Raw genomic sequence first — 24,196 nt, 5'->3', positions numbered from 1 at the left:
CGCGCCCGGACCGGGAAGGTCGAGGTTAGCATGCAAGAGGACGCGATGCACGACGGCCGCTGGACCGAACACGACCCCGAAGAAGCCCAGATCGTCGCCCTGACCAACGCACTCCGCGCGGCCGATGGCCCGGCGGACCTCGCCGGCGACTGGCCCGAGACGCTCTGGAACCTGCTCCGCGACGCCGGCGTGATGCGTTGGTCGGTCCCCGCCGAGTTCGGCGGCGACGAGTGTCCGCGTCCGCTGCTGGTCCAGCGTTACGCCCGATTGGCCGAGGCCAGTCTCACGGCCGTATTCATCCTCTCCCAGCACGACGCCGCCGTCCGCCGACTGCTGACCGTCGCCGACCGACCCCGCGCGGCGGATTGGCTGCGTTCGATCGCCGAAGGCCTCACGATGGCCACGGTGGGGATCTCCCAGTTGACCACCTCGCGACGGCTGGGTGCCCGTCCGATGACGGCGACGGCCCTCGGCGACGGCCGCTACCGGCTCGACGGCGCGATGCCCTGGGTCACAGGCGCCGAGCGAGCCGACGTCTTCATCACCGGGGCCCTCCTCGAAGACGACCGACAAATGCTGATCGCCCTGGCCGGCGATCGTCCGGGCCTGACCGTCAAGCCGGCCTTCGACCTCGCCGCGCTCCAGGCCTCTCGAACGGCAGAGGTCCTCGTCGAGGGCGTCGAGATCGACGCCGACGACGTGCTGATGGGCCCGACGAACGAGATCGCCACCCAGCCCGGTGCCGTGGGCACTGCGGGGCTGGAGACGTCGGCCCTGGCGCTCGGTCAGGCCGCCGCGGCGCTCGACGCATTGGGCAAGCTCAAGGCCGAACGCGCCGACCTGGTCGAGCCCGTCGAGTTGCTCGACGAGAACTGGTCCCAGGCCTGGGAGACCCTGATGGCCTGCGCCCGAGGCGACCGCGACGCCGCCGCCTCCGCTGAACTTCGAGCGCAGGCCAACGGCCTGGCCTTGAAAACGACGCAGGCCTTCCTGACCGCCCGCCGAGGCAGCGGCTTCCTCCGCACCGACCCGGCCCAGCGCTGGGCTCGCCAGGCCCTGTTCTTCCTGGTCTGGTCGTGCCCCTCGCCGGTCGCCCAGGCCGCCATCCGCGAACTGGCGGGCATCTGCCCGGCCTGAAAAGGACCTCAGAGAGTCCCGCCTACAGGCCAGAAGCTCCAATGCGTGTTGGCCGATTCCGTCGGCTGGTATTGTTCAGGATCGCCCGTCGCGAGAACCTGAGCCAACTGTCGAAATGCATCGACCTCGCTCGGCCGTTCGCCCGCAGCGAGATCCGGATGACGCCATTCCTCAAGTAGAAGGATTTGTTTCATCTCGGGGAGCAAGGAAACGCGACGTTCCTGAGGCGTGGCCAGGACCAAGTCTCTCCCAACCGCCGCCATATAACGGCAGAGCTCGAAAACCTTGATGTGGGGCGGATCTTCCAGTTCGATCCCGTGTTTCAAATACTCAGACGCCGGCGGCAAGCGGAGGAGCCTCCCTCGAACCGACACCTCAGCCACATCGTCTCTGATAGTCCAGAGGTCTACCTCGGACGCATCGTCGTCAACGATCGGAGAATCGTCTTCGGCCCAGACCCGCTTATCGACGGGGTAAACGGATCTATACTCGTTGTGAGGGTTGGTGGCTAAGTAGTTCTGATAGGCCTTCTCGCTGACGTAATCCACCGGTCGATTTCGCGCATGAAGCCGGCTCGCGAATGTCTTGATCGTGAGGTCAGGATCACCGACCCGAGGCGAGAAGCCGAAATCCTCGAGCACGAGAGCCCAATCTGACTCGGAGCGATGCAGCGACAGCCTGCACGCCGCCGGGTACTTGTACCCGTTGTCGAGCATGGTGAACGTGTAGTTCTCAGCGCACTCGTCGAAGATGCGCAGGATGTGCTCCGCATCAAACTCGTCCTTCCATCGCGCTGACACGGTCGCCTTCCTCCGTGAAATGGATCGCTAACTCGGGAACTTGCAGAGCGAAGCGATGTAATCCCGGCCGCCGTCCGTCACCCAGCCGTCGAGCTGCGCCGCGTCCTTGAGCTGCTGACCGCGGCGGCGGTCGACGGATAGGTAAGAGCAGGGGAGGTCCGGCAGCGAGGTCAGGTCGCTCCAGAGCTTCTCGAACTGGACGACGGGTAGGACGTCCTCCTGGCCGTGCCCCCAGCGCCGCTTGACGTCCTTGATCGTGACATACGTCGGTACCCGAGCCGCCAGCCCGCGAACCGCCGCGGCGACCTTCTCCGGAGACCGGCCCAGGTCGTCGCGCGTGAGGTGGAGCGCCTGCAGCAGGCCGTCGATCCGGACCCACGTCGTCATCGAGTTGTAATACCGCAGGGCGAACTCGGAATCCTCTCGCGGCTGGGCCAACCCTTCCAGCAGCCGAAGCCGGCCGCCGACGCGAGCGAGGCCGCCGCCGCGGTCGTCGATCCGGCGTGGGATGACCTCGAAGCTGTGCGTCGATCCCGCCTCGGCGACCAGGCCGAGGACGCCCGGATCGACGGTCGCTCCCAGGGTGTCGATGTTATGGACCATCAGCCACTTCAGGTCGGGATGGGCGGTGAGAAGCTTGGCCAGCAACCCGTTGCGCAGGAGGTTGGGGACCTCGTAGAAGTGGCCGGGGGGATTGAACCGCTGGAGCGGGACGTTGTCGGTGTAGTCGCTCCCCTCGCCCTGGGCCTTCGCCCATTCGAGGATCGCGCGCCGACCGGCCTCGCGGACCTTCTGCTTGTTCTCGTCGAGCGTCTCGTGGGTGGATTCCTCCCACAGGAACGTCAGGTCGCGGGCCATCGGGATGAGGCGCTGGCCGATCGACTGGCCGCGAGACAAGTACACCGGCCCGCGATGACCGTAATTGGACGTCGTCGCGAGGTGCCGTTCGATGGCGTCGTGGGTCAGATAGCTCGTCGTGACGACGTGAGGGATCGTCGCTCCCAGTGCCTCCTGAACGGCTCCCGTCTTGGCCAGGTGGAGTTCCAGGAACGAACGGTGGCGACCCTCGAAGACGGCGAACGGATTGACCGCCTTCACCACGCCAGCGCCGCTGGTCCATCGGCTGCCGACGCCCGCCGCCAGTGAGACGACGGCGACCTCCCCCTTGCGGATGAGCCGCTCGCCGAGCGCGACGGCAGATGCCGAGACTTCCTCGTGGGCGGCGATCAGGTCGGTGTCGTCGACGTCGTTGATCTGCATGTCGACCGGCAATCGATTGCGGGCCAGACCGATCCGCCCGCGAATCAGGTCGTCCCGGAGGGCCTCATGCTGCACGGGGTCGAAGCCGTTCTCGCGACGGATCGTCTCGGCCTCCCCGTCCCACTTCGTTGATGAAGCGTCAGCAGCTCCCCGGGAGACGGGGAACAGCTTGTTGATCATCGTGCGGAAGACGCGGAGCTGCTCGGGGCCTTCCTCGGCGCTGTTGGCGAAGGCGTCGACGTCCGCCATGCGGCCGGGGGAGAGGCCGCCCTCCCCCTCGGCGATCATCCGGGGGATCTGGAGCCGGTAGTAGCGAGCCGGCATCAGCGGACGATCGTCCTCGAGGATCGACCAGGTGCCGCGCGGATTGATCTGGAAGTCGTAGACGACGGGCTCCATGGCGAAGGGCAGGGCGTCGTCGAGCGACCGCTTGACCCGGCCCATGATCTCGCCGATGCGCGACTGGAACTCCTCATGACGCTTCGGGTCGACCATGAAGGCCATGCCGCCGCCCGCCAGCCCGCCGAGCATCAGGAAACCCCAGAAGTCCTCGCCCATCGCAGCGCGAGCCTCGCGGATGATCCCCTCGGTGAAGGCGCTCGTGATCCAGGGGATGATCCCCTTGAGAGGTCCGTCCCAGTTGGCCGTGGTCCAGCCTCCCAGCGCCTTGATGTCGGCCTGATCGACGGCTTCCGTCACCCCCTCGAAGATCCGCAGGGCCTCGCGGCGTGCCTTCCACTCGGCCGCGTCGCGGAGCAGATATTTGACCGTCACCATGTTGAGGATCGGCCCGGTGTTCTGAGCCATCCCGCCGTGAATGAGGACCATACTCCTGGCCAGGGCCTCGGAGAACGACGCCCCCGGGGCGTCGGACTGGGGAGAGACGTCGACCAGGCGGTGTTCGGGAAGGAGCCGGCCGCGACTGACTCCCCATTCCGGGTCGTTCTCGCCGGCCATCACTCCCATGATCAGCTTCACGCCGGGGAACACCCCGCCCGAATCCTGCCACCCCCCTCCCGAGCCCCCCAACCACTCGCCGAGAATCGCGCGGGCGACCACCACGCGGGCCTCCTCCAACTCCAGCGGGCCGGTCAGGTTCTTGGTCTGACCCGTGGCCCGCATCATCACGGAGATCAGCGAAGCGAGCAGGTTCGTGGAGACGGCCAGCCGCGATCCCTTGGGGATGTCGTTGACCTTGCTGACGATCTCCAAGCCGTACCCTGGGCGGACGAGCCTCCCCAACAAATCGGCCAGCGACGCCGGGGTCCCTTCGAGCGAAGGCGGAACCAATCCAGAGGCGATTACGCCCGCCTTCACCAGCCCGAGGTAGTCGTTGCCGAAGTTGAACAACTCCTCCAGAGAGTCGACGTCCTTGGTGGCGTCGAGGTCGATGCTGGTCAGCCGGAGGATCGGCTCGGCGATCACGCGGAGGCGGCATTCGATCGGCGGCGTCGGCGCGTCGTCGCGGCCGTGAACGCCCAGGTCGACCGAAATGTTCATCACCCGCGCGCCCTCGGGAAAGTCCATCCCGAGGAAGAAGATGTCCGACCAACCGCTGTGCGAGAGGTCCAATCGGACGGGGGTGAACTCGGCCAGGATCGGGAAGAGGGCGTCGGTCGAGGGCCGCTCCAGCAGCCGAGGGTCGATCCGCAAAGGGTGCTCGTCGACGCCGCCGACTCGGAACATCCAGCGGTTGCCGGGGCAACTGCGGACCGACCGCCGCACCTGATCGGCCAGCGTCTGGAAGGCGATCTGATCGTAGGCCTGCGCCAGCGCCGAGCAGATGGCGCCGTTGGGCCGGTCCTGCTTGAGCGAGGCGCGAAAGGCGGTGATCGCCTGCTCGTAGCGCCGCTCCATCAGGTCCATGTAGCCGTCGAACGGGATCAGCCCGGTGCGGCGTACGGATGCGTCTTCCTGGACGTCGTAGCGATAGATCGCGTGCAGGAAGAGCGACGCGCGGACGCGTTCATAAAGGTTGTCGGACCGGCGACGGAACCGTTCCAGCTCCTCGCAGGCCTGGAGCTTTTCCGCCAGGCTCGTCTCGGCGACAAGCGCCCGAACCGAGCGGTCGCGTAGCGAGGGGTCCGCGGAGGTGATGGTCTCGATGAGGACGGAGCCGAGTGAAGCCATGGTCGTTCGCGGGCTCGAAGTTCGGTTCGGGGTGGCGACGCGGGGGGCCGGATCGACTCGAATCAGTGCGGGGAGGCCTGCTCGATCCTCGCCGCGGCGTCGAGGAGGACGGCCAGGATCCGATCCCGGTCGACGCCGGCCATCGCCAGAGCGACCTGAGCCTCGATCACGCCGAACTTCACGCCCAGGTTGAATCGCTGGCCGCGAGTCTCCAACGCCAGGTACTTCTCACGACGAGCGAGCGCGTTGAGCGCCGAGGTGAGCTGAATCGCGCCGTGCTCGCGAGCGTCCGTGCGGACCGCCTCGTCGAGCAGGTCGAAGACCAACGGGGTCAGGACGTGCATCCCGAAGAAGCAAAGGTAGTGGCCGGCGCGTAGGCCCGGCACGTGCAGCCTGAGTTCGGCGAGCGTCGGATTCGGCTTCTCGATGATCTCATCGATGGCGTAGACGTCGTGACGGTCGGCCAACCGCCGGCCGGCGAGCGTACCGTACTGGTGAATCAAGTGCTCGCGCGTCGCCTGCACGGCCGAGACCGCACACTCCTCGGCCGTCGCCAGGTCGATGAGCTGCCGGGCGCAGCGGCGGGGCTCGCTGGAGAGATAGAGGTGGTCCCCCAGCAGGAGCAAGAAAGACTCGCCGCCGACGAACTCACGGGCGCACCAGACGGCGTGGCCGTAGCCCCTGGGCTCGTCCTGGACGGCGAACGTCAGGCGTTCTTCCAACTGCAAGAGTCGCTTGGCCTGCTCATCGGCCCATTCCGCGTTGGGGAAACCCGTCCGCAGCGTATTGGCGTAATTGCGGAAGTGGCCCCGGTAAACCGCCTCGTCGCCCGGTGCGGCGACGACGCAGACCTGTTCGACGCCGCTCTCCAGCGCCTCCTCGGCGATGATCTGAAGGACCGGCTTCGTGAGGCCGTCGCGGTCGACGACGGGCAACATGGCCTTCTGAACCGTGTCCGACGCCGGGTACTGCCGTGCGCCTCGGCCGGCCGCGGTGATGACCGCCTTCGTGATAATCACTTCGCTATCCCTTCCGCCGAAAGACCCGCCCGTCGAATCCAGGTCCACACTACAGAACTTCTTGCCGCGGCGATTGATCGCGGCCTGCTGACCCCGTATGCGCCTGAGGCAGCCGATCGGCCTTCCCCCCGCGATCGGTTCGCACACTCCACGTCGACCGTATAGCCCTAGCCTACGAGACCATCGGAGCGAACTGAATGGCGCGCCCACCGGAGGACCAGACCTCACCGGCACCCGTGTATACGGTCTCGAAATCGTCCCCGCCAAAGACCCCGAAGCGGACGGCGAGACAATCCCAGACACGTCTCCGGGGTCCAGGTCGATCGCGGGAACGTTTGAGAGATCGCGACGATTCGGGAAGCGGACCTGTATGATACTCGACCTGAACGGGCTTCGCCTCCAGCGTCCGCGTCGCATGGCCCGCGAGTGACGAACCCAACACGTTCACATCCACAAGGAAGCCACCCTCACGGATCGTCGAGTCCATGAGTCGGGACAACGCTCGAAGTGTGGCTGCGATCCAATCTCTTAACGAATTCGGCATGTGGAAATCCTTCCCATGCGACTCCGGCGACTAGACGCATCGGGGAGAGAGTCGTATTCTTCATTCATGAAGGAAGCCAAAGAGACTTCTTGAGACGCCTCACGTCGGCGCCGCTGCGTGGCGGGCGTTTCTGCGTCAGTTGCTTGGCCCTCTTCTGGGCCGACGCCACAGCACGCCGGCCTTCATGCGGCCATCCCCGTCTGGACTCTCTTTGATTCCGCCCCGACCCGGATCAATTCGCGTCACGGCGTCCAGGGGTGGAACGTCGCTTTGGGACTGATTCGAAGCATCGTTGCCTTGTCGCGGTTCGGCGAGGGTTAGTCGTGCAAGCCTCGCCTCGGTCTTATCTGCTGAAGGAGTGCCATCCCATGGCGAATTCCCGCTCCGCGGGGCTTTCGTCCCGTAGCGGCTTCACGCTGATCGAATTGTTGGTGGTGATCGCGATCATCGCCGTTCTCATCGCGCTGCTGCTGCCGGCCGTGCAGGCAGCTCGCGAAGCCGCCCGGCGCGCCCAGTGCGTCAACAACCTGAAGCAGATCGGGTTGGCGATGCACAATTACCACTCAGCCAACGACGTCTTCCCGATGGGGGCGTCGTTGTGCAATTACAACTACGGCGGATCCATCACGTACACGACCTGGAACAACTGGTCGGCCCACGCCGCGCTCCTTAACTACATGGAGCAGTCCGCTCTCTACAACTCGATCAACTTCATGATGGAAGGGCGGGGGAGCGACTACGCCAGCTCGGCCAACGCCACCGGCTACAACGCCAAGATCGCAGCGTTCCTCTGTCCCTCCGACTCGAACGGCGGTCGGGTGAACGACAACTGCTACTACGGCAGCGTCGGTCCCACGACGAACGCCGGCGACGACACCCCGCCCCGAGGCGGTCCCATCGCGGCCAACCGAACCTCCCCCACATCGGGCGTGTTCGGCTTCCGTCTCTCCTACGGCATCCGCGACATCACCGACGGGACGTCGAACACCATCGCCTTCTCGGAAGGGCAGGCAGGGCCCATGATCCAATCACCGGTCCCAGGCGCGATGGTCATGGGGGCCGGCCTCTCCGGCAACGCCTGGTTCCTGAACGCCAATCAAAACCAGGCGCTCGTTCTGACCGACTTGCAGACATGTTCCAACAAGTTCGTCGCGTCCAATTCCGGCAACCTGTCCGTCGGCCATGGTCATGACTGGGGCATCGGAGGGATGGGCGCCACGCTCTTCAACACAATCGTCCCGCCCAACAGCACCCAGTACAAATGGGCAGCCTGCCGGACCGACTGCGGCGGCGGCTGCGACGGGGCCAGCATGGATTACTCGAACGCCCAGAGCTATCACTCGGGCGGCGCCAACATGATGATGGGCGACGGCAGTGTGAAGTTCGTCAAGGGCTCGATCTCGATGCCGACCTACTGGGCGCTCGGCACGCGAGGCGGTGGTGAAGTCATTAGCTCGGACGCCTACTGAGTTGAAGTGAGTCATCGAACTCACGACTCGCTCACCCAGGCCGCCTCCCGCTCAAACCGGGAGGCGGTCTGCGAGGGCTGGTACTCCCTAAGCTTCTCTGAAGTCTCGTCTTATGAAATCAGCCAGCCGAGACTCTTGACTTCCCCCGGGGCTGAGATTAATCTTGTTCTTACCAACCGCGACGAGTCGGGCCGCAAAAAAACCCGCCGTCCTTGGGGATGTAGCTCAATTGGTTAGAGCACCGGCCTGTCACGCCGGAGGTTGCGGGTTCGAGCCCCGTCATCCTCGCTTCCCACCCGCTCGACACACTCTTGTGTCGATTCCTGGATACGACGTCTCGTCGTCCAGGTTATTTTGATTCTCACCTCGCGTTCGTACAGGTTCAACGCGAGATGAGCGATCCTCCAATGCCTGAACCCATCCTTCAGGTGGGCTGATTCGATTGATCCTTTGATCGATCCGGTCGCTGGCCAGGCGCGAGCCGACTGCAGATCGGTATACTGCGCGTTGAAGGTTCTCGACCGGTTCCGCTCGTCGATCCTCGATCAACCGAACGCCGAAACCTCGCCACGCCGGCAGGTGCATCGACGGCACGCCATCAGGGACCTGCGGTCGAATTTCGCCGTCGGCTCGGTGGATATCGCGAACAGTCGCCTGGGCTGACCTTGATGCGAACCGCATCCGGCACGATAATTCAGGCCCCCGTCGGAATTATCGCGTCGAGCGGAATCGCCGGGGGACAGCCGCGGACAGTCGGTCGGCCGACGTCCATTCCGGACCGGCCGATGCGGGAGGACTCAAGCCAGAGATGTACGTACCAGCGAAGTTGTTCTTCACCAAGGGAGTCGGTACCCACCGCGAAAAGTTGACCAGCTTCGAGCTGGCCCTCCGGGACGCTCGGATCGCCTGCTACAACCTGGTGCGGGTCTCCAGCATCTTCCCGCCGCGCTGCAAGGAGGTCTCGATCGACCAGGGGCTCAAGGAACTGATGCCCGGTCAGATCGTCCACGTCGTTATCAGCGAGTGCGCCACGGCCGAGCCCAACCGCCTGGTCGCCTCCAGTGTTGGCGTCGCCATCCCCAAGGACCGCGACCAGTTCGGCTATCTTTCCGAGCACCACGCCTACGGTCAGACCGCCAAGGCAGCGGCCGACTACGCCGAGGATCTTGCCGCTGAAATGCTGGCGACGATTCTGGGTGTGGAGTTCAACCCCAACAGCTCGTGGGACGAAAAGCGCGAGCAGTGGAAGATCGCCGACGTCATTTACAAGACGAAGGAAGTGACCCAGACGGCAGTCGGCCACAAGGACGGCCTGTGGACGACCGTGATCGCCGCCGCCGTGCTGCTTCCCGAACGTTGAGTCTCTCGCTGTGATCCATACGCGGGTCATCGCCGTGGCTCGCGACGAGCCTGAGGTCGACATACTGAACGAGGCCGCCGCCGTGTTGCTCGGAGGCGGCCTCGTAGCGTTTGCCACGGAGACCGTTTACGGCCTCGGCGCGGTAGCCACCGACGCCGAGGCTGTTCGACGAATCTTCGAGGCCAAGGGCCGTCCTTCTTTCAATCCTCTCATCGTGCACGTCGCCGGAATCGACCAGGCGAAACGATACACCACCGACTGGTCGGCCCGAGCGGATGTTCTCGCTCGCCGCTTCTGGCCGGGCCCGCTGACCCTCGTCCTGCCCCGAACCGTGGACGTTCCCGAGGTGGTGACCGGCGGCGGTCCCACTGTTGGCCTACGCGTCCCGGCCCCGACCGTGGCCCGGCGGCTCGTCGAATGCGTCGGACTCCCTCTGGCGGCCCCGAGCGCTAATCGATCGAACCGAATCTCGCCGACACGCGCGGAGCACGTCCTCGCCGACCTGGACGGACGCGTCCATCTCATCCTCGACAGCGGCCCCACCACGGTCGGCCTCGAATCAACCGTCGTGGACCTCACTGCCGATCCGCCGGCCGTCCTTCGACCGGGACCAATCGGCCCCGCCGAGCTAGCCGAAGCGCTTTCGACGACCACCGTCGCACCGAGAAGCCACGGAGAGACCGAAACGAGGCAAGCCGGCCCGCATGCGAGCCCCGGCATGCTCTCCGTGCACTACGCGCCGCGAACCCCGGCCGTCAGGGTTGAATCGTCGGCGCGATTGACCGATGTCGACTGGCCGGAACGAGCCGCCCTCGTCGCCTTCGAGCCGATCGACCTCAATCACATCCCCGCTCAGGTGGTCCGGTTCATCCAGCCGACTTCCGACGTCGCGGCCAGGGAGTTCTACGAGACGCTCCACAACCTTGACGCCCGACGACTCGACCTCATCGTCGCGGTCGAGCCCCCCGCCGGAGCGGAGTGGGACGCGATTCGCGACCGACTCCGCCGAGCGACGATCCCCTATCAGAGGAACAAGCGGCGCTGAGGGTCGAGGATGTCTTCCACGGGCTCGCGTTCGGGCTCGGCGAGACCCAGGTGGCGGTAGGCGGCCGACGTGGCCACGCGACCGCGCGGGGTCCTCACGACGAATTCGCGACGCAGGAGATAGGGCTCGACCTCATCGCGGATCGTGTCGACGGAAAGGGTCATCGTCGCGGCGAGCGCCTCGGCGCCCGTCGGCCCTCCCTTGAAGACGCGGATCAGCGTATCCAGGTATCGCCGGTCTTGCTTGTCCATGCCTTCGGAGTCGATCTCCTGCATGGCCAGCGCATCGCGGGCGATTGGGACGTCGATGCCGCCGTCAGCCCGGGCGAGGGCGTAGTCGCGAACCCACCGTAGGCGGGCGTTGGCGATTCGAGGCGTCCCCCGACTGCGTTCCGCCAATTCCCAGGCTGCTTCCGGGGTGATCGGCGCGCGGAGCTTGCCGGCGTTGATCGTGATGATCCGCGCCAGATCCTCGGGGTCATAGAACTCCAGATGCTCGTGCATGTGGAATCGCTCACGGAGCGGCGAGGAGAGCATGCCGCTCCGAGTCGTGGCCCCGATGATGGTGAACTTCTTCAGCGGCAGGTTGATCGTCCGGGCCGACATCCCCTCGCCCAGGACCACGTCGACGCGGAAGTCCTCCATCACCGGGTAGATGAACTCTTCGACGGCGCGAGGGAGGCGATGGATTTCATCAATAAAGAGGATGGACCCCTCTGACGCGTTGGTCAGGTAGGGCATGACGTCCATCTTCTTGTCGAGCGACGCGCCGCTGGTCAGGTTCAACTCGACCCCGAGTTCGTTGTGGAGCACGCCCGCGAAGGTCGTCTTGCCCAGACCGGGCGGACCATCGAAGAGGATGTGCGGCAGTGGCTCCCCACGCTTCTTGGCGGCGGCGAGTGCGATCGAGAGCCGCTCAGCCACCGCGCGCTGACCGATGATCTCGGAAAGGCGCTGGGGACGGAGCTTCTCCTCGATGGGGTCGGGGGGAGACTGCGCCTCGTCGCGAGCCGCAGGCGACGGCTCGCGGTCCCGATCGTCGTTCGGCTTCCCTTTGATCTTCACTTCTCGGGCCATGGCGTGGTTCTCCCACACGTCGTCTCGACCGGGCGACGGATTACGACTTCTCCTGCTGGTAGATCGCTTCGATCAGATCGGACAGCGACTTGAACTTCTTCCGGCCCGAGAGCGCGCGATCCAGCATCGCCCGAGCCTGCATCTCACTGTGGCCGACCGCGAGCAGCGCTGCGTAGGCGTCGCTGACCACGTCGGGCTCGGCATGCGCCGCCTCACCATTCGTAGCCGCTGGGGTCGACGTCGTCCCGTCGGGGTTAACGATCAGAGCGAATATGCCGACCTTGCGGCGGAGCTTCGCCACGATCCGCTCGGCCATCGCCTCGCCGATGCCCGGGAACGTGGAGAGCATCTTCACGTCCTGCTCCTGAATGATCCGCGCGATCTCCCGAACCGGCCGAACCATCGCCCGCAGCGCTTTCCGCATTCCGACGCCGTCGACCGAGCAGAAGGTATCGAAGAACTCGCGGTCCACCGTCGACAGGAATCCGATCAAGCGGGGGTTCATACGCCCCCCCATCGCCTGTCCCTCTATATAGAAGGTGGTGTGGAGCGTGACCGACTCGCCGAGCTTCCCCTGCACCTGCCTCCGCGTGTGCTCGGGGATCAACACCTCGAGTTCGAACGGGTCGACCCCAAGCGTCAGGCTCTCTTCTCCCACTGCGCGGAGCACGCCTCGAATCTGAGTAATCACCGGAAGCCCTCAGCCCCTCGAACGCCTGTGTGTTTTTGTTCAGTCATTGTAGACCACGATGTGGAGCGAAGCAAGCGAGGAAACGACGGCGTCGGGACCACTCGCTCTCCACGGAGCGAGCCACGCCGTCAGGTCGAGAGAGGTTCGACGCGATCGGCTCAGACCGAGGTTCTCGTGAGACGCCCCGACCGAGTCGAGCATGCGCCCTGGGTGGGTCTTTGACTGATCGCGACGCTGGGAGTGAAGCGCCTCTCAGATCCATCGATTCGTCACGAGGCCTTGGGGCGAGCGAGGTCGTCGTCGCGATCTCCGAACAGCTCCTCGCGCATGGGTCGCGGTGGTCCCAGCCGGTTGAACTTCGGCGCGTCTTGCGGAGGCCGATCGATGAGCGGAGCGCGCGACGGTCAGAGGACTCTCACGATGACGTCGACTCTCAGGATCGACGACTCGCGGCGCGGGAGAGGACTCAGTCAGGCCCGTCGGAGTGAGGTCGCCGCGCAGACCTCATCAGCGACGCGCGAGCCCCGGATGAGTCGAGCCTTCGACTCCTCGAAAGCGCGGAGACGCGCAGGGTCTCGTTCAGCGCCGAGCGCTCCTCGAACGCGCGTCGATCGCGCCGGTGGGGTCGTCACATGGCCGCCCCTGTCCATCATCGATTCGAGGTCGCGCGCCTCCCTCTGCGCGGCCTTCGCGCGTTCCGAAGTCACGTTCGGCGCGTGATCGCGCGAAGTGGACCTCGCAGCGCTCGTCGAAGCTCGGAATCGGCGCGCGGTCGGCGCGTCGTCGTCGAGAGTCGATCGAGCAAACCCTGTAAATTACGGGGTGAAACTGCATTACATGAACCTAGTAACGCTTCAATGTAATTTCACGTCATGCTAGAAAAGTGAACCTGACTACTCTGATGCGAGGGGCGCGCGAGGCTGAAAAACCCGAAAAAATCCGAGAAAAACCGCGATTTCCGTTCATCTTCCCCTTCCACTAGGTCAAAGATTTGGTATGAATTGGCGCAGGGACCGCTCAATGAGAGGGTCCGATTCGAGAACACGACCGAGACGAGGTGCCCGATGGCCACGAAGAAAGCAGCACCGAAGAGCAGCACCCCTAAGGCCGCTGTGAAGAAGGCCGCCCCCAAGAAGGCCGCCGCCCCCAAGGCCGCCGCCGTGAAGAAGGTCGCCCCTCCGAAGAAGGCCGCCGCTCCCAAGGCCGCCGCTCCGGTGAAGAAGGCCGCCCCCAAGAAGGCCGCCCCCGCGATCAAGCTGAGCGACGCTCAGACGAACCTCCTCAAGGAGATCGTCGGCGCTGGCGAGATCGGACTGGTGGCGTCCAAGAAGATCCAGAAGCAGCTCGATTCGCTGCAGACGAAGAAGCTGATCAAGAAGGGCAAGAAGGAGGGGGAGTTCTTCAAGTACCACGTGACCAAGCTCGGCGAGAAGCACCACGCCTCGAAGGCCGAACCCACCTCCACCCCGTCGGCCTGAAGCCGATCTCGGGGCTGGTTGGACCCACGGGCCGAGTCCGCGACCACGCCGGGCTTCGGCCCTTTTTCATGCGCATCGCCGAGGAAGCCGAAGCCGCTCTTGGCGTGTTGAACGATCCTCGCTATGATCCCCGCGCCTCGTCGCCTCGGCGTCGGCGACGGGCCTCGCCCTTCGCGCTCGCGACGCCCGCCCCTCGCCGAAGGATGGTCCCTCGTCATGGACGACCGAGCTTTCAGGAACAGCGCGACGCGACGCGCGGCGGCCCGTTGGGTCCTCGCCCTGGCTGCGTGCGCGACCGGTTGCAGCACGTACGTCGGAACCACAGCGCGGAGCTTCCTCGGCCACGTCCGCAACAATCCCGACCCCAACATCCGGTACATCGCCTATACCAAGCTGGCCTCGAAGGACGTCTTCGAATCGGACGAGCAACGCCATGAGGCCGTCGCCGTCCTGATCGACCGCTACCAGAAGGGGAACGAGCCGATCGCCAGCCGCGCCATCATCTGCCGGACGCTCGGCGAGATCGGCGACGACTCCGCTCGCGAGGTCCTGCTGAAGGCCGTCCGCCACCACGAAGCCGTCGTTCGCGTCGAGGCCTGTCGGGCGCTCGGCAAGATCGGCCGGAGCGAGGACGCCACAAGCCTGGCCCAGTCGATGGCCGTCGACAACGTCGAGGACGTGCGGATCGCCGCGATCGACGGGCTCGCCGAATTGAAGAGCAACGACCCGAGGATCTACAAGGTGCTGCTCGACGCGATGGAGAACGAAGACCCAGCCATCCGGTTGGCCTCGCTCAACGCGCTCCGCAAGATCACCGGCAAGGACCTGGGGACCGAACCCACCCCATGGCGCAAGGACCTCGAACCGATCCTCGCCGCCACACCGGCCGACATGCGGGCGCCGGCGACGCCGGCCTCGCCCGCCGACGAAGCAGCCTCCCAGAGCGCCGCTGCGGAGTTTCGGCCGGACGTCGCTCCTCACTGACCCCGGCCGCTCCGTCGATTCACGCGCCTCTTGGGATGGCCCCGCCGAACACGCATCCGCCATAATCGAGTGATGACGCGAACCGCGCCTTGGTCCTGTGCGTCCGAGGAGATCCCATCCCCCTGACCGATGGGGGATCATTCCCTGTGGTCGTCGCGTCGGCTTCCGAGAGGCGAGATGGACAGTCACACGCTCGATCTGCTGGGTGTTTCCAAGGTCCGCGCGCTGGTTGCAGCCCGCGCGGCTTGCTCGTTAGGTAAAGAAGCGGCGACGGCGCTCGAGCCCTCGCGCGACCTGGCCGGGATCGTTTCAAAGCTGGCCGCGACGACGGAGATGGTCGAGGCGATCCGCTCCGGCCTCCGTCCCCCGCTCGGAGGTCTTCACGACATCCGGCCGCTCGTCCGCCGCGCCCAGATCGGCGCCGTCCTCGAAGCCGAGGAACTCGCCCAGGTCTCGGAAACCCTTCGTTCGATCGCCGGGCTGGCCGCCTGGCTCGAACGAATGGGAGACAACTTCCCTCGCCTCGGCGGCATGCGGGCCGACGTCGGCGAGTTCGGCGGCGTGACGACGGCCATCGAGGGTTGCCTCGACAGCCGGGCCAACGTGATCGACACGGCCAGTCGACGACTCTCGACAATCCGTCGCGAGATGGAAGAAGTCGAAGCCAGGATCCAGGAGAAGCTCCGATCGATGCTTCGATCGCCCGAGGTGAAGCGGGCGCTTCGGTATTCGAACTTTACGATGGTCGGCCACCACTACGTCCTGCCAGTCTCCAAGGACCATCGCGGCGAGATCGCCGGCTCCGTCCAAAGGACCAGCGCGAGCAACGAAACGGTCTACATCGAGCCTCTCGCGATCGCGGAGAAATCGGCGCAGCTCTCCTACCTTCGCGCTCGTGAACAGAAGGAGATCCGCCGCATTCTTCGCTGGCTTACCGCGCAGGTTGGGCTCGTCGCCGACTCGTTACTCGGCACGCTGGAGACCATGGCGGAACTCGACTTGATCTATGCCAAGGCTCGATACTCCGTCGACTACCAGATGAGAGCGCCCGACCTCAATGAGGAGCGGAAGCTCGTGCTGAGGCAGGCCCGCCATCCGGTCCTTGAGGCGATCCTCCGCAATGACCCCGCGTTGAGCGTCGAAGCCCAGCCCGCGACGACGGAGGGGAGCGAACCGCCGCAGGTCGTCGAACCGCCGCCCCGCGAGCGCGAGGTCGTTCCGATCGACGTCCATCTCGGCCTTCGGTTCCAGGTCCTGATCATCACGGGGCCGAACACCGGCGGCAAGACCGTGGCCCTCAAGACGGTGGGGCTGCTCGCCCTGATGGCCCAGATGGGTCTGCACATCCCCGCGGCCGAGGGCTCACAGATCCCGGTCTTCGACCAGGTCCTGGCGGATATCGGCGACGAGCAGAGCCTGGAGCAATCGCTCTCGACGTTCTCATCTCACGTCCGACGCATTTCCGAGATCTTCGGCAGGGCGACCGAGAAGTCGCTGGTGATCCTCGACGAACTCGGGGCCGGAACCGATCCCGCTGAGGGCGCCGCTCTCGGCCGGGCGATGCTCGACGAACTCGATTCGATCGGCTGCCTGGCGATGGTCACGACCCACATCGGAGATCTCAAGACCTACGCCCTCAGCAACCCTCGGGCTGAGAACGCGGCCGTCGAGTTCGACGTGGAAACCCTCCGGCCTCGCTACCATCTGCACATCGGCGACGTCGGCCAGTCGAACGCCCTGAAGATCGCCCGCCGCCTCAATCTGGCGGAGCATCTTGTCGCCCGCGCCCAGCGCTATCTGGATCAAACCCAGGGCTCGACGGTCCCGGAATGGGATCTCATCGCCCGGATGCGACGCGACGCCGAGGAAGCCCGCCAGGAAGCCATCGCGGCTCAGGCCGACGCCGAGCGGACCCGAGACGTGCTCCACGAGAGGCTCCAGTCGCTCCACATGGAGGCTCAACGTGAGGAGACGCTCGCCGAAGCCCGAGCCCGGCTCCAGCCGGGCGACAAGGTCGTCGTTCCGAAGATGGGCTACGATCGTCCCGGCCGCATTGTGAAGATCGACCAGCGAAAGAAGACGGCCACCGTCGCCATCGGCCACATGACCTGGAACGTCGCTATCGACGACTTGCTCCCCCAGGACTCGGCCGCGCCCGCGACCGCCGGCAAGGGGTCGCGGGCCCGCGGGCCGAAGCTGGAGGATTTCGAGGGCTGAGGAGGGCTCACTTGCCGTCCGCTGCCTCGCCCGACTTGGGGACCTTCAGGAAGAGGACGCCCAACGGCGGAATCTTGAGAGAAATCTGGAACGGCCGGCCTGCATGCGGCTCGCGAACGGCCCAGGCCCCTCCCTGGTTGCCGACGTTCGATCCGCCGTACACGTCTGCGTCCGTGTTCAAGATCTCGCGATAGAAGCCCCCTGTGGGAACGCCGACGCGATAGTCGTACCGGACGACGGGCGTGAAGTTGCAGACGACGACGACCCCTTCCTCCGTCTCCTTGCCGCGGCGGAGGAAGGCGATGACGCTGTTCTCCCAGTCGTGGAGTTCGAGCCACTCGTAGCCCTGCCAGTCGAAGTCGACCTGGTGCAGCGCCGGTTCACGACGATAGAGGCTGTTGAGATCCGAGACCAGTTGGAAGACCCCCTGGTGGTCCTTCCACTGCATGAGGTGCCAGTCGACGCTCTCGTCGTGGCTCCACTCGCGCCACTGGGCGATCTCGTCCCCCATGAACAGAAGCTTCTTGCCCGGGTGACCGTACATGTAGCCGTAGAGGAGCCGGAGGTTGGCGAACTTCTGCCAGAGGTCGCCGGGCATCTTGTCGAGCAACGACTTCTTGCCGTGCACGACCTCGTCGTGGGAGAGCGGCAGGATGAAGTTCTCAGTGAAGGCGTAGATCATGCTGAACGTCAGCGCGCCGTGCTCGTACTTGCGGTGGACCGGGTCCTTCGCCATGTAGCGCAGGGTGTCGTTCATCCAGCCCATGTTCCACTTGAGGCTGAACCCGAGACCTCCCAGATAGGTCGGCCGAGACACGCCGGACCAGCTCGTGGACTCCTCGGCGATCGTCAGGATGCCAGGGTGCTCGCGGTGGCAGATCTCGTTGAGCGTCTTGAGAAAGTCGATCGCCTCAAGGTTCTCGTTGCCGCCGAAGATGTTGGGGACCCACTCGCCCGGGTTGCGGGAGTAGTCGAGGTAAAGCATCGAGGCGACGGCGTCCACGCGGAGGCCGTCGATGTGGTAACGATCGAGCCAGAACAGGGCGTTCCCCAGAAGGAAGTTGCGGACCTCGGGGCGGCCGTAGTTGAAGATCTTGGTGCCCCAATCCCGATGCTCGCCAAGGCGGGGATCGGCGTGCTCGTACAGGTGGGTGCCGTCGAAATAGCCCAGGCCGTGGAGGTCGGACGGGAAGTGGGCCGGGACCCAGTCGAGGATGACGCCGTACCCGTGCTGGTGCAGATAGTCGACGAAGCCGGCGAAATCGTCCGGATTGCCGTGCCGAGCCGTCGGGGCGAAGTAGCCGACGGGCTGGTAGCCCCAGCTGCCGTCGAACGGGTGCTCGGTAATCGGCAGCAGCTCGACGTGCGTGAAGTGGGTCTTGTCGAGATATTCGACGAGTTGCTCGGCCAGATCTCGATAGCTGAGAAAGCCGTTCTCCTTTTCGACCTTCCGCTTCCAGGAGCCGAGATGGACCTCGTAGAAGGCCATCGGCTTGTCGAGAGCCTGCCGGGAAGCCCGGGTGGCCATCCAATCCTTATCGCCCCAGGAGAAACGCTCGATGTCCCAGACGACGGAGGCGGTCTTGGGACGCATCTCGGAAGCCAGGCCGTAGGGGTCTGACTTCAGAACGGTGTAGCCGTGGTGTCGACTCTTGATCTCGAACTTGTAGACCTCGCCTTCGCAGAGGTCGGGGATGAAGATCTCCCAGATGCCGGTGGCGCCTCGACTGCGCATCAGGTGGCGGCGGCCGTCCCAGTGATTGAAGTTGCCGACCACGCTCACACGCTGGGCGTTCGGAGCCCACACGGCGAAGAGGACGCCGCGATAGCCCTGATGCGTGACCAGGTGAGCCCCGAGCTTCTCATAATTCCGGAGATGGGTTCCTTCGCCGAGCAGGTGTAGGTCGAAGTCGGTCAGGATCGGCTCGAAAGCGTAGGGATCCACCGACTCCCACGAATGGCCCTCATGGTTCTCGACGCGCAGTCGGTAGGGAAACGGGGCTGTACGGTCGGTGAAAACGACCTCGAAGAAGCCGTCGGCGTGGGTCTTCTCCATCGGGATGAGCTTGCCCGGCTCTCCCTTCGAGAGATCGACGACACCGGCCTTTCTGGCCTCAGGGAGGAACGCACGGATCGCCAGAGCCTTGGCCCCGTCAGCGGTGACGACCGAATGCGGGCCCAGGACCGTGAAAGGATTCCAATGGTTCGCCTGGATGACGAGGTCGAGATCCGCCTGTGTGACCGTGGAGTACTGTCGTGTCATCAGGGCCATGTTTGGGGACTCGCTCTCTAAACCAGGATTCGTGCCAGACTCGACGGCGCGACGCCCTCGCTGCTAGCTCATATAGCCGGCACTCCGACGTCGTGCAACGGCAAGACTTTACGGCCGGCTCATTTCAATTCGAGCATGCGCCGAAGCGATTCACGGGCCCAGCGCTTCGTTTCGTCGGGAACCTGGACGCGATTAACCGGGGTCCCGCGCGCCAGATTCTCCAGACACCAGGCCAGGTGGGGGAGGTCAATCCGGTACATCGTCGCGCACATGCAGACCATCGGCGACAGGAACTGGATGGTCTTGTCGGGGTGCTCCTTGGCCAACCGATTGACCAGGTGAAGTTCCGTGCCAACCGCCCAGGACGAACCGGCCGGGGCCTGTTCGATCGTCTTCAGGATGTATTCCGTCGAGCCGACGAGGTCGGCGGCCTCGACCACCTCCATCGAGCACTCGGGGTGAACCAGAATCTTGACGTTGGGATCGCGCTCGCGGAACTGAGCCACGTGAGCCGGCTTGAACATCTGGTGGACCGAGCAATGCCCCCGCCAGAGGATCACGCGGCTGTTCTCAATCTGATGCGGGCTGTTGCCGCCGAGTTCGCGACGAGGGTCCCAGACGGGCATCTGATCGAGGGGGACTCCCATCGTCCGGGCCGTGTTGCGACCGAGATGCTGGTCGGGGAAGAACAGGGCGCGCTTGCGACGTGCGAAGGCCCACTCCAACACCTTTCGAGCGTTGGAGCTGGTGCATACGATGCCGCCGTGGCGGCCGCAGAACGCCTTGAGGTCGGCCGTCGAGTTGATGTAGGTGACCGGCGTCACGTCCTCCACGTCGATCAGTTCGGAGAGGTCGGACCAGGCGGCCTCGACGGCGTCGAGGTCAGCCATATCCGCCATGCTGCACCCGGCCGACATGTCGGGGAGGTAAACCGAGACGTCGTCGCGCGAGAGGACGTCGGCGGTCTCCGCCATGAAGTGGACGCCGCAGAAGACGATCGAGCGGCAGTCGCGGCTCTCGGCGGCGAGCTGGCTGAGCTTCAGGCTGTCGCCGCGAAGGTCGGCGAACCGAATAACCTCGTCCTGTTGATAATGGTGGCCGAGGATCAGCAGCGACGAGCCCAGTTCGCGGCGGACGGCCTCGATCCGGGCGTTCAGCTCGGCATCGGAGGCGTTTCGGAACTCCTCGAAGGGGAGGGGCTCGGTGTCGACCGTGGTGGGTGTGGGGCTCATAACTGCACGAATCCTGAAGAATGAGAGGACGGAGCGTCCAGAGCGGTTGAAAATCCTGCGCCGAAGTTGGGTCGTCGCGCGACTCTCTCGCGAAATCGACCGTCGGCATTGACCGCCTTAGGTATTATATCCGAGTATCGAGAGAAGGAAGCGTCGCCCGCCTCCCCCGCGCGACGTCGAGTGGGCGTGGATGGCCTCCCCCATTCCGGGCCGACTCGACAGGCCACCCGCCCACCCTCCGATTCGAGGCGAGGAAATCCTCCGTGGAGCCTGAGGCCGCCATCCTGGTCGTCGACCCCGTCGACTTCGAGAGGGCGACCCTGCGCGCGATCCTCGCGGGGGCAGGCTACACGGTACACGAGACGGCGAAACTCGACGATGCGGTCGCCGAGGCCGGCCGAGTCCGCCCCCACCTCGTCATCCTGGGACGGAGCCTCTCTCAGGACGCCGAGACGGCCCTCTGCCGGGCGATCCGCGCTGAGGCGTCTGTGTCGGAAACGCCGGTGCTGATCATGAGCGCCGAGCACTCCGACGGCGCGGTGCTGGCCGGTCTCGACGCCGGCGCCGACGATTACGTGCTCTACGACTCGGCGCCTGAGTTGATCCTCGCTCGCGTTCGACGCCTGATCCACTACCGCAAGATGGCGGGGTTGGCGATGCTCGACCGCCAACTCGTCCAGATCGGACGACTGCTCGCCGGGATCGTTCACGAGATCCGTGGGCCGCTCTCGGTCATCCGCGGGAGCGCGGAATTGCTTCGCCTGAACGTTCAGAATCGACCCGACGATCTGCAGTGGGTCGATTCGATTCTGCGCGGGTCGAGCCTTCTGCAACTCAGGCTCGAACACCTCATGGGAGCCGTCCGATCCGGGCCGGTGCAGTTGCAGCCCGTCGACGTCGGCTCGCTGCTGACCGAGACGGTCGATCTCTTCGTCCACGGACTCCCCCCAAACCAGCGACAGATCGCGGTGAAAGCCCACTGCGGCGGCTCGGCGCAGGTCCAGGCCGACGCCGGCCGGCTCATGCAGGTCCTCTTCGACCTCCTTACCAACGCCCACCAGGCCATCGTCGCGTCCGGCAAGTCCGGAGGCGTCGTGGTCCGAACCGAGGAGGTGTTCAGCGACGACGGCGGCTGGGTGAAGATCGACGTCATCGACGACGGCCCGGGCATTCCGGACCTCTACCTCCAGCGCATCTTCGAGCCATTCTTTACCACACGCCACGGGGGCACTGGATACGGCCTCTACCTCGCGTCCGAGATCGTTCGAGACCTCGGCGGCCGCCTGGAGGCGTGCAACAACGAGGGGGGCGGCGCGTGCTTCTCCGTTCTGCTCCCAAGGTTGGATAACGCACGCTCGACGATCGCCGTCGACGAGGCCTGAGCCACACCCCAAGGCTCAGTTTTCGAGCGCCTGCTCCCGCCGCAGCCGGAGATTCATGAAGTCTCGCGTTTGGCGGGCAATGGCCTCTTCAGTCGGCAGCCGTTCCATCGAACTGGCGCCGTAGAAGCCGTCGAGCCCCTCGACCCGGTCCAGGATATAGCGGGCGTCCTCGGGCATGGCAATGGGCCCGCCGTGGCAGAGGACGAAGACGTCAGGGCGGACCGCCCGGGCAGCCTCGACGATCGCCGCGACCTCCACGACGCAGTCATCCAGGGTCCTGGCGGTCTTCGCGCCGATGGCTCCCTTGGTCGTCAGGCCCATGTGGGCGACGATCACGTCGGCGCCGGCTTCGGTCAGGTCCCGCGCCTGGTCGGGATCGAAGGCGTAGGGGGTCGTGAGCAAGTCGAGAGCGTTGGCGCGACGGATGCACTCGACCTCGAGGCCGAAGCCCATGCCGGTCTCCTCCAGATTCGCACGGAACGTTCCATCGATCAGGCCGACGGTCGGGAAGTTCTGCACGCCGGCGAAGCCCAGGGCCTTCAACTCGCCCAGGAAGTGATCCATCAGCAGAAATGGGTCGCTGGCGCAGACCCCGGCGATGACCGGCGTGCGGCTGACGGCGGTTAGAACCTCGTGGGCCATCTCCTTGACGATGGCGTTGGCGTTGCCGTAGGGCATGAGCCCCGCCAGCGAGCCTCGTCCCGCCATGCGGAACCGGCCCGAGTTGTAGATGACGATCAGGTCGATCCCACCCGCTTCCTCGCACTTGGCGCTGAGGCCTGTCCCCGCGCCGCCCCCCACGATCGGGAGGCCGGCGGCGACCTTCTTACGGAACCGTTCCAGGATCGTCGCGCGGGACTCGGCCATCATCGATGCTCCATCTCTCGTTCGTTCAAACAGGGATCGGCCCCGCCAGTCGCCGGAATTCGTCGACGAGCGCCTTCGCGAAAGCGGGGTCGTTGATGTGCAACGGGAAGCGCCGCACCGTTCGCTCGGTTGTGCGTTCGACGGTTTCCTCGATCGCGTCGAACAGGGCGGCGTCGGCCTCGGGATCGAAGAACGCTCCGCCGGGTGAGTCCAGGCCCGAGACTCCCCCCTCGGGGATCAACAGCGAGACGGGCGTCCGCCATCGATTCAGCTTCCCGCCGATCCACCGTCCCATGCGGCGGTTCTCTTCGGGAGTCGTCCGCATCAGGGTGATCTGGTCGTTGTGGCGATGGAGCTTGCGGTCCCTGTACTTCGTCGGGACCGTGTCGATCGCTCCGAAGTTGACCATGTCAAGCGCGCCGAGGCTCAGGACGCAGGGGACGCCTGCGGCGATCTGAGCCTCGAATCGATCCTCGGAGCACGGGAAGATCCCGCCCATGAAAAAGTCAGCGACCTCCGTTGTGGTCACGTCGAGGACGCCGATGATCATCCCGGAGCGGACGAGATTCTCCATCGCCCGGCCGCCGACCCCCGTTGCATGGAAGGCGAGGGGATCGTATCCGAGATCCTCCAACGCTCGGCGTGCCGCGTCGACACACGGCGTGGTCAGGCCGAACATCGTCAGGCCGAGAGCCGGTCGCGCCGGTTCGACGGCCCGACCGCCGCTCGCCATGCCGGCCATCGCGCGGGCCGCGTTGGCGAGGATCGTCCGCGAGACCACGTTCAGGCCGGCGACGTCCACGACCGAATGCATCATGCAGACGTCCGAACAGCCGACGTAGGCCGAGACGTCGCCGCTGGCGACGGTCGACACCATGAGTTTCGGCAGGCCGATCGGCAGCGCCCGCATGGCCGGCGTGATCAGCGCCGTGCCGCCGCTGCCGCCGATGCCGATCACCCCGGCCACGCCCCCGGCGGCCTGTTCGGCGAGCAGGAAGCGAGTGAGGGCCTTCGAGGCGGCCGAGATCGCTTCGCCGCGCTCGGTGGCTACGGGCGACCCGTCCGCGAATGCGCGGAGCGAAACGTCGGCTGGGGCCAGCGGCTCTCCCGTCGTACCGACGTCAACCGTTCGAACGGTCGCGCCGGCCTCCCGCAGGCGATCGGCGAGAAACAGAAGCTCGCGACCCTTGGTGTCCATCGTAGCGATCGCGTAGACGGCGGGCTCCATCGCGG

Annotated in this window: 17 protein-coding genes and 1 tRNA gene; 9 read left to right on the top strand and 9 right to left on the bottom strand. The window is 65.5% G+C overall.

Annotated features, from left to right (window positions below):
• The first annotated feature begins 30 nt into the window (after nt 1–30).
• A complete protein-coding gene (locus G5C50_RS00720; RefSeq protein ID WP_165063642.1) occupies nt 31–1,137 on the top strand; it encodes an acyl-CoA dehydrogenase family protein in 1,107 nt (368 codons plus the stop codon).
• 8 nt (nt 1,138–1,145) lie between these two features.
• Here the strand turns inward: G5C50_RS00720 and G5C50_RS00715 are convergent, their stop codons facing one another.
• The 3 genes from G5C50_RS00715 to G5C50_RS00705 all read right to left on the bottom strand — a co-directional run bounded on the left by G5C50_RS00715 (nt 1,146) and on the right by G5C50_RS00705 (nt 6,346).
• On the bottom strand, nt 1,146–1,937 hold the full coding sequence (locus tag G5C50_RS00715; RefSeq protein WP_165063640.1) for a DUF7003 family protein: 792 nt from the start codon (nt 1,935–1,937) through the stop codon (nt 1,146–1,148).
• Between the two features lie 27 nt (nt 1,938–1,964).
• Nucleotides 1,965–5,327: a UTP--glucose-1-phosphate uridylyltransferase gene (locus G5C50_RS00710; RefSeq protein WP_165063638.1), complete on the bottom strand. Its 3,363-nt coding sequence runs from the start codon at nt 5,325–5,327 to the stop codon at nt 1,965–1,967.
• A 62-nt stretch (nt 5,328–5,389) separates the two neighbouring features.
• Nucleotides 5,390–6,346 (bottom strand): sugar phosphate nucleotidyltransferase, encoded by a 957-nt coding sequence (locus G5C50_RS00705; RefSeq protein ID WP_165063636.1) that lies wholly within the window; start codon nt 6,344–6,346, stop codon nt 5,390–5,392.
• A gap of 912 nt (nt 6,347–7,258) precedes the next feature.
• Here G5C50_RS00705 and G5C50_RS00700 point away from each other — a divergent pair.
• The 4 genes from G5C50_RS00700 to G5C50_RS00685 all read left to right on the top strand — a co-directional run bounded on the left by G5C50_RS00700 (nt 7,259) and on the right by G5C50_RS00685 (nt 10,764).
• Entirely contained in the window at nt 7,259–8,359 is a 1,101-nt protein-coding gene (locus tag G5C50_RS00700) for a DUF1559 domain-containing protein (RefSeq protein ID WP_165063634.1), read from the top strand.
• A 214-nt stretch (nt 8,360–8,573) separates the two neighbouring features.
• Nucleotides 8,574–8,647 (top strand) — tRNA-Asp (locus G5C50_RS00695).
• A 520-nt stretch (nt 8,648–9,167) separates the two neighbouring features.
• On the top strand, nt 9,168–9,719 hold the full coding sequence (locus G5C50_RS00690; protein ID WP_165063632.1) for a pyruvoyl-dependent arginine decarboxylase: 552 nt from the start codon (nt 9,168–9,170) through the stop codon (nt 9,717–9,719).
• Nucleotides 9,720–9,729: 10 nt separating this feature from the next.
• Nucleotides 9,730–10,764: an L-threonylcarbamoyladenylate synthase gene (locus G5C50_RS00685; RefSeq protein ID WP_165063630.1), complete on the top strand. Its 1,035-nt coding sequence runs from the start codon at nt 9,730–9,732 to the stop codon at nt 10,762–10,764.
• Here G5C50_RS00685 and ruvB read toward each other — a convergent pair.
• Both ruvB and ruvA read right to left on the bottom strand, forming a co-directional pair.
• Entirely contained in the window at nt 10,743–11,840 is a 1,098-nt protein-coding gene (ruvB, locus tag G5C50_RS00680; protein ID WP_165063628.1) for a Holliday junction branch migration DNA helicase RuvB, read from the bottom strand. The genes G5C50_RS00685 and ruvB overlap by 22 nt on opposite strands.
• Nucleotides 11,841–11,880: 40 nt before the next feature.
• Complete coding sequence (gene ruvA, locus G5C50_RS00675; protein ID WP_165063626.1) at nt 11,881–12,531, bottom strand: Holliday junction branch migration protein RuvA; 651 nt, start codon at nt 12,529–12,531, stop codon at nt 11,881–11,883.
• Between the two features lie 1,064 nt (nt 12,532–13,595).
• On the opposite strand from ruvA, the gene G5C50_RS00670 reads away from it, so the two are divergent.
• From G5C50_RS00670 to G5C50_RS00660, 3 genes are all read left to right on the top strand, one after another.
• The gene (locus G5C50_RS00670) at nt 13,596–14,009 is read left to right on the top strand and encodes a hypothetical protein (protein ID WP_165063625.1); all 414 of its coding nucleotides are present in this window, start codon (nt 13,596–13,598) and stop codon (nt 14,007–14,009) included.
• Between the two features lie 216 nt (nt 14,010–14,225).
• On the top strand, nt 14,226–14,993 hold the full coding sequence (locus G5C50_RS00665) for a HEAT repeat domain-containing protein (RefSeq protein WP_165063623.1): 768 nt from the start codon (nt 14,226–14,228) through the stop codon (nt 14,991–14,993).
• Between the two features lie 177 nt (nt 14,994–15,170).
• Nucleotides 15,171–17,210 (top strand): endonuclease MutS2, encoded by a 2,040-nt coding sequence (locus tag G5C50_RS00660; RefSeq protein WP_165063621.1) that lies wholly within the window; start codon nt 15,171–15,173, stop codon nt 17,208–17,210.
• Between the two features lie 7 nt (nt 17,211–17,217).
• Here the strand turns inward: G5C50_RS00660 and glgB are convergent, their stop codons facing one another.
• Both glgB and nadA read right to left on the bottom strand, forming a co-directional pair.
• Nucleotides 17,218–19,482: a 1,4-alpha-glucan branching protein GlgB gene (gene glgB / locus G5C50_RS00655; protein WP_165063619.1), complete on the bottom strand. Its 2,265-nt coding sequence runs from the start codon at nt 19,480–19,482 to the stop codon at nt 17,218–17,220.
• Nucleotides 19,483–19,601: 119 nt separating this feature from the next.
• Nucleotides 19,602–20,714, bottom strand: coding sequence for a quinolinate synthase NadA (nadA, locus tag G5C50_RS00650; RefSeq protein ID WP_165063617.1), 1,113 nt, complete (start codon nt 20,712–20,714; stop codon nt 19,602–19,604).
• 263 nt (nt 20,715–20,977) lie between these two features.
• Here nadA and G5C50_RS00645 point away from each other — a divergent pair, with 263 nt between their 5' ends.
• Nucleotides 20,978–22,096: a sensor histidine kinase gene (locus G5C50_RS00645; RefSeq protein WP_165063615.1), complete on the top strand. Its 1,119-nt coding sequence runs from the start codon at nt 20,978–20,980 to the stop codon at nt 22,094–22,096.
• A gap of 15 nt (nt 22,097–22,111) precedes the next feature.
• Here G5C50_RS00645 and G5C50_RS00640 read toward each other — a convergent pair whose 3' ends face one another.
• Complete coding sequence (locus G5C50_RS00640) at nt 22,112–22,966, bottom strand: phosphoenolpyruvate hydrolase family protein (RefSeq protein WP_206107548.1); 855 nt, start codon at nt 22,964–22,966, stop codon at nt 22,112–22,114.
• Nucleotides 22,967–22,988: 22 nt separating this feature from the next.
• Complete coding sequence (locus G5C50_RS00635) at nt 22,989–24,191, bottom strand: Tm-1-like ATP-binding domain-containing protein (protein WP_165063611.1); 1,203 nt, start codon at nt 24,189–24,191, stop codon at nt 22,989–22,991.
• Between the last annotated feature and the right edge of the window lie 5 nt (nt 24,192–24,196).

It is taken from the genome of Paludisphaera rhizosphaerae (genome assembly GCF_011065895.1).
Taxonomy (GTDB): Bacteria; Planctomycetota; Planctomycetia; order Isosphaerales; family Isosphaeraceae; genus Paludisphaera; species Paludisphaera rhizosphaerae.
The sequence above is the reverse complement of the archived record's forward strand: the minus strand, read 5'-3'. Positions and strand labels throughout refer to the sequence as shown.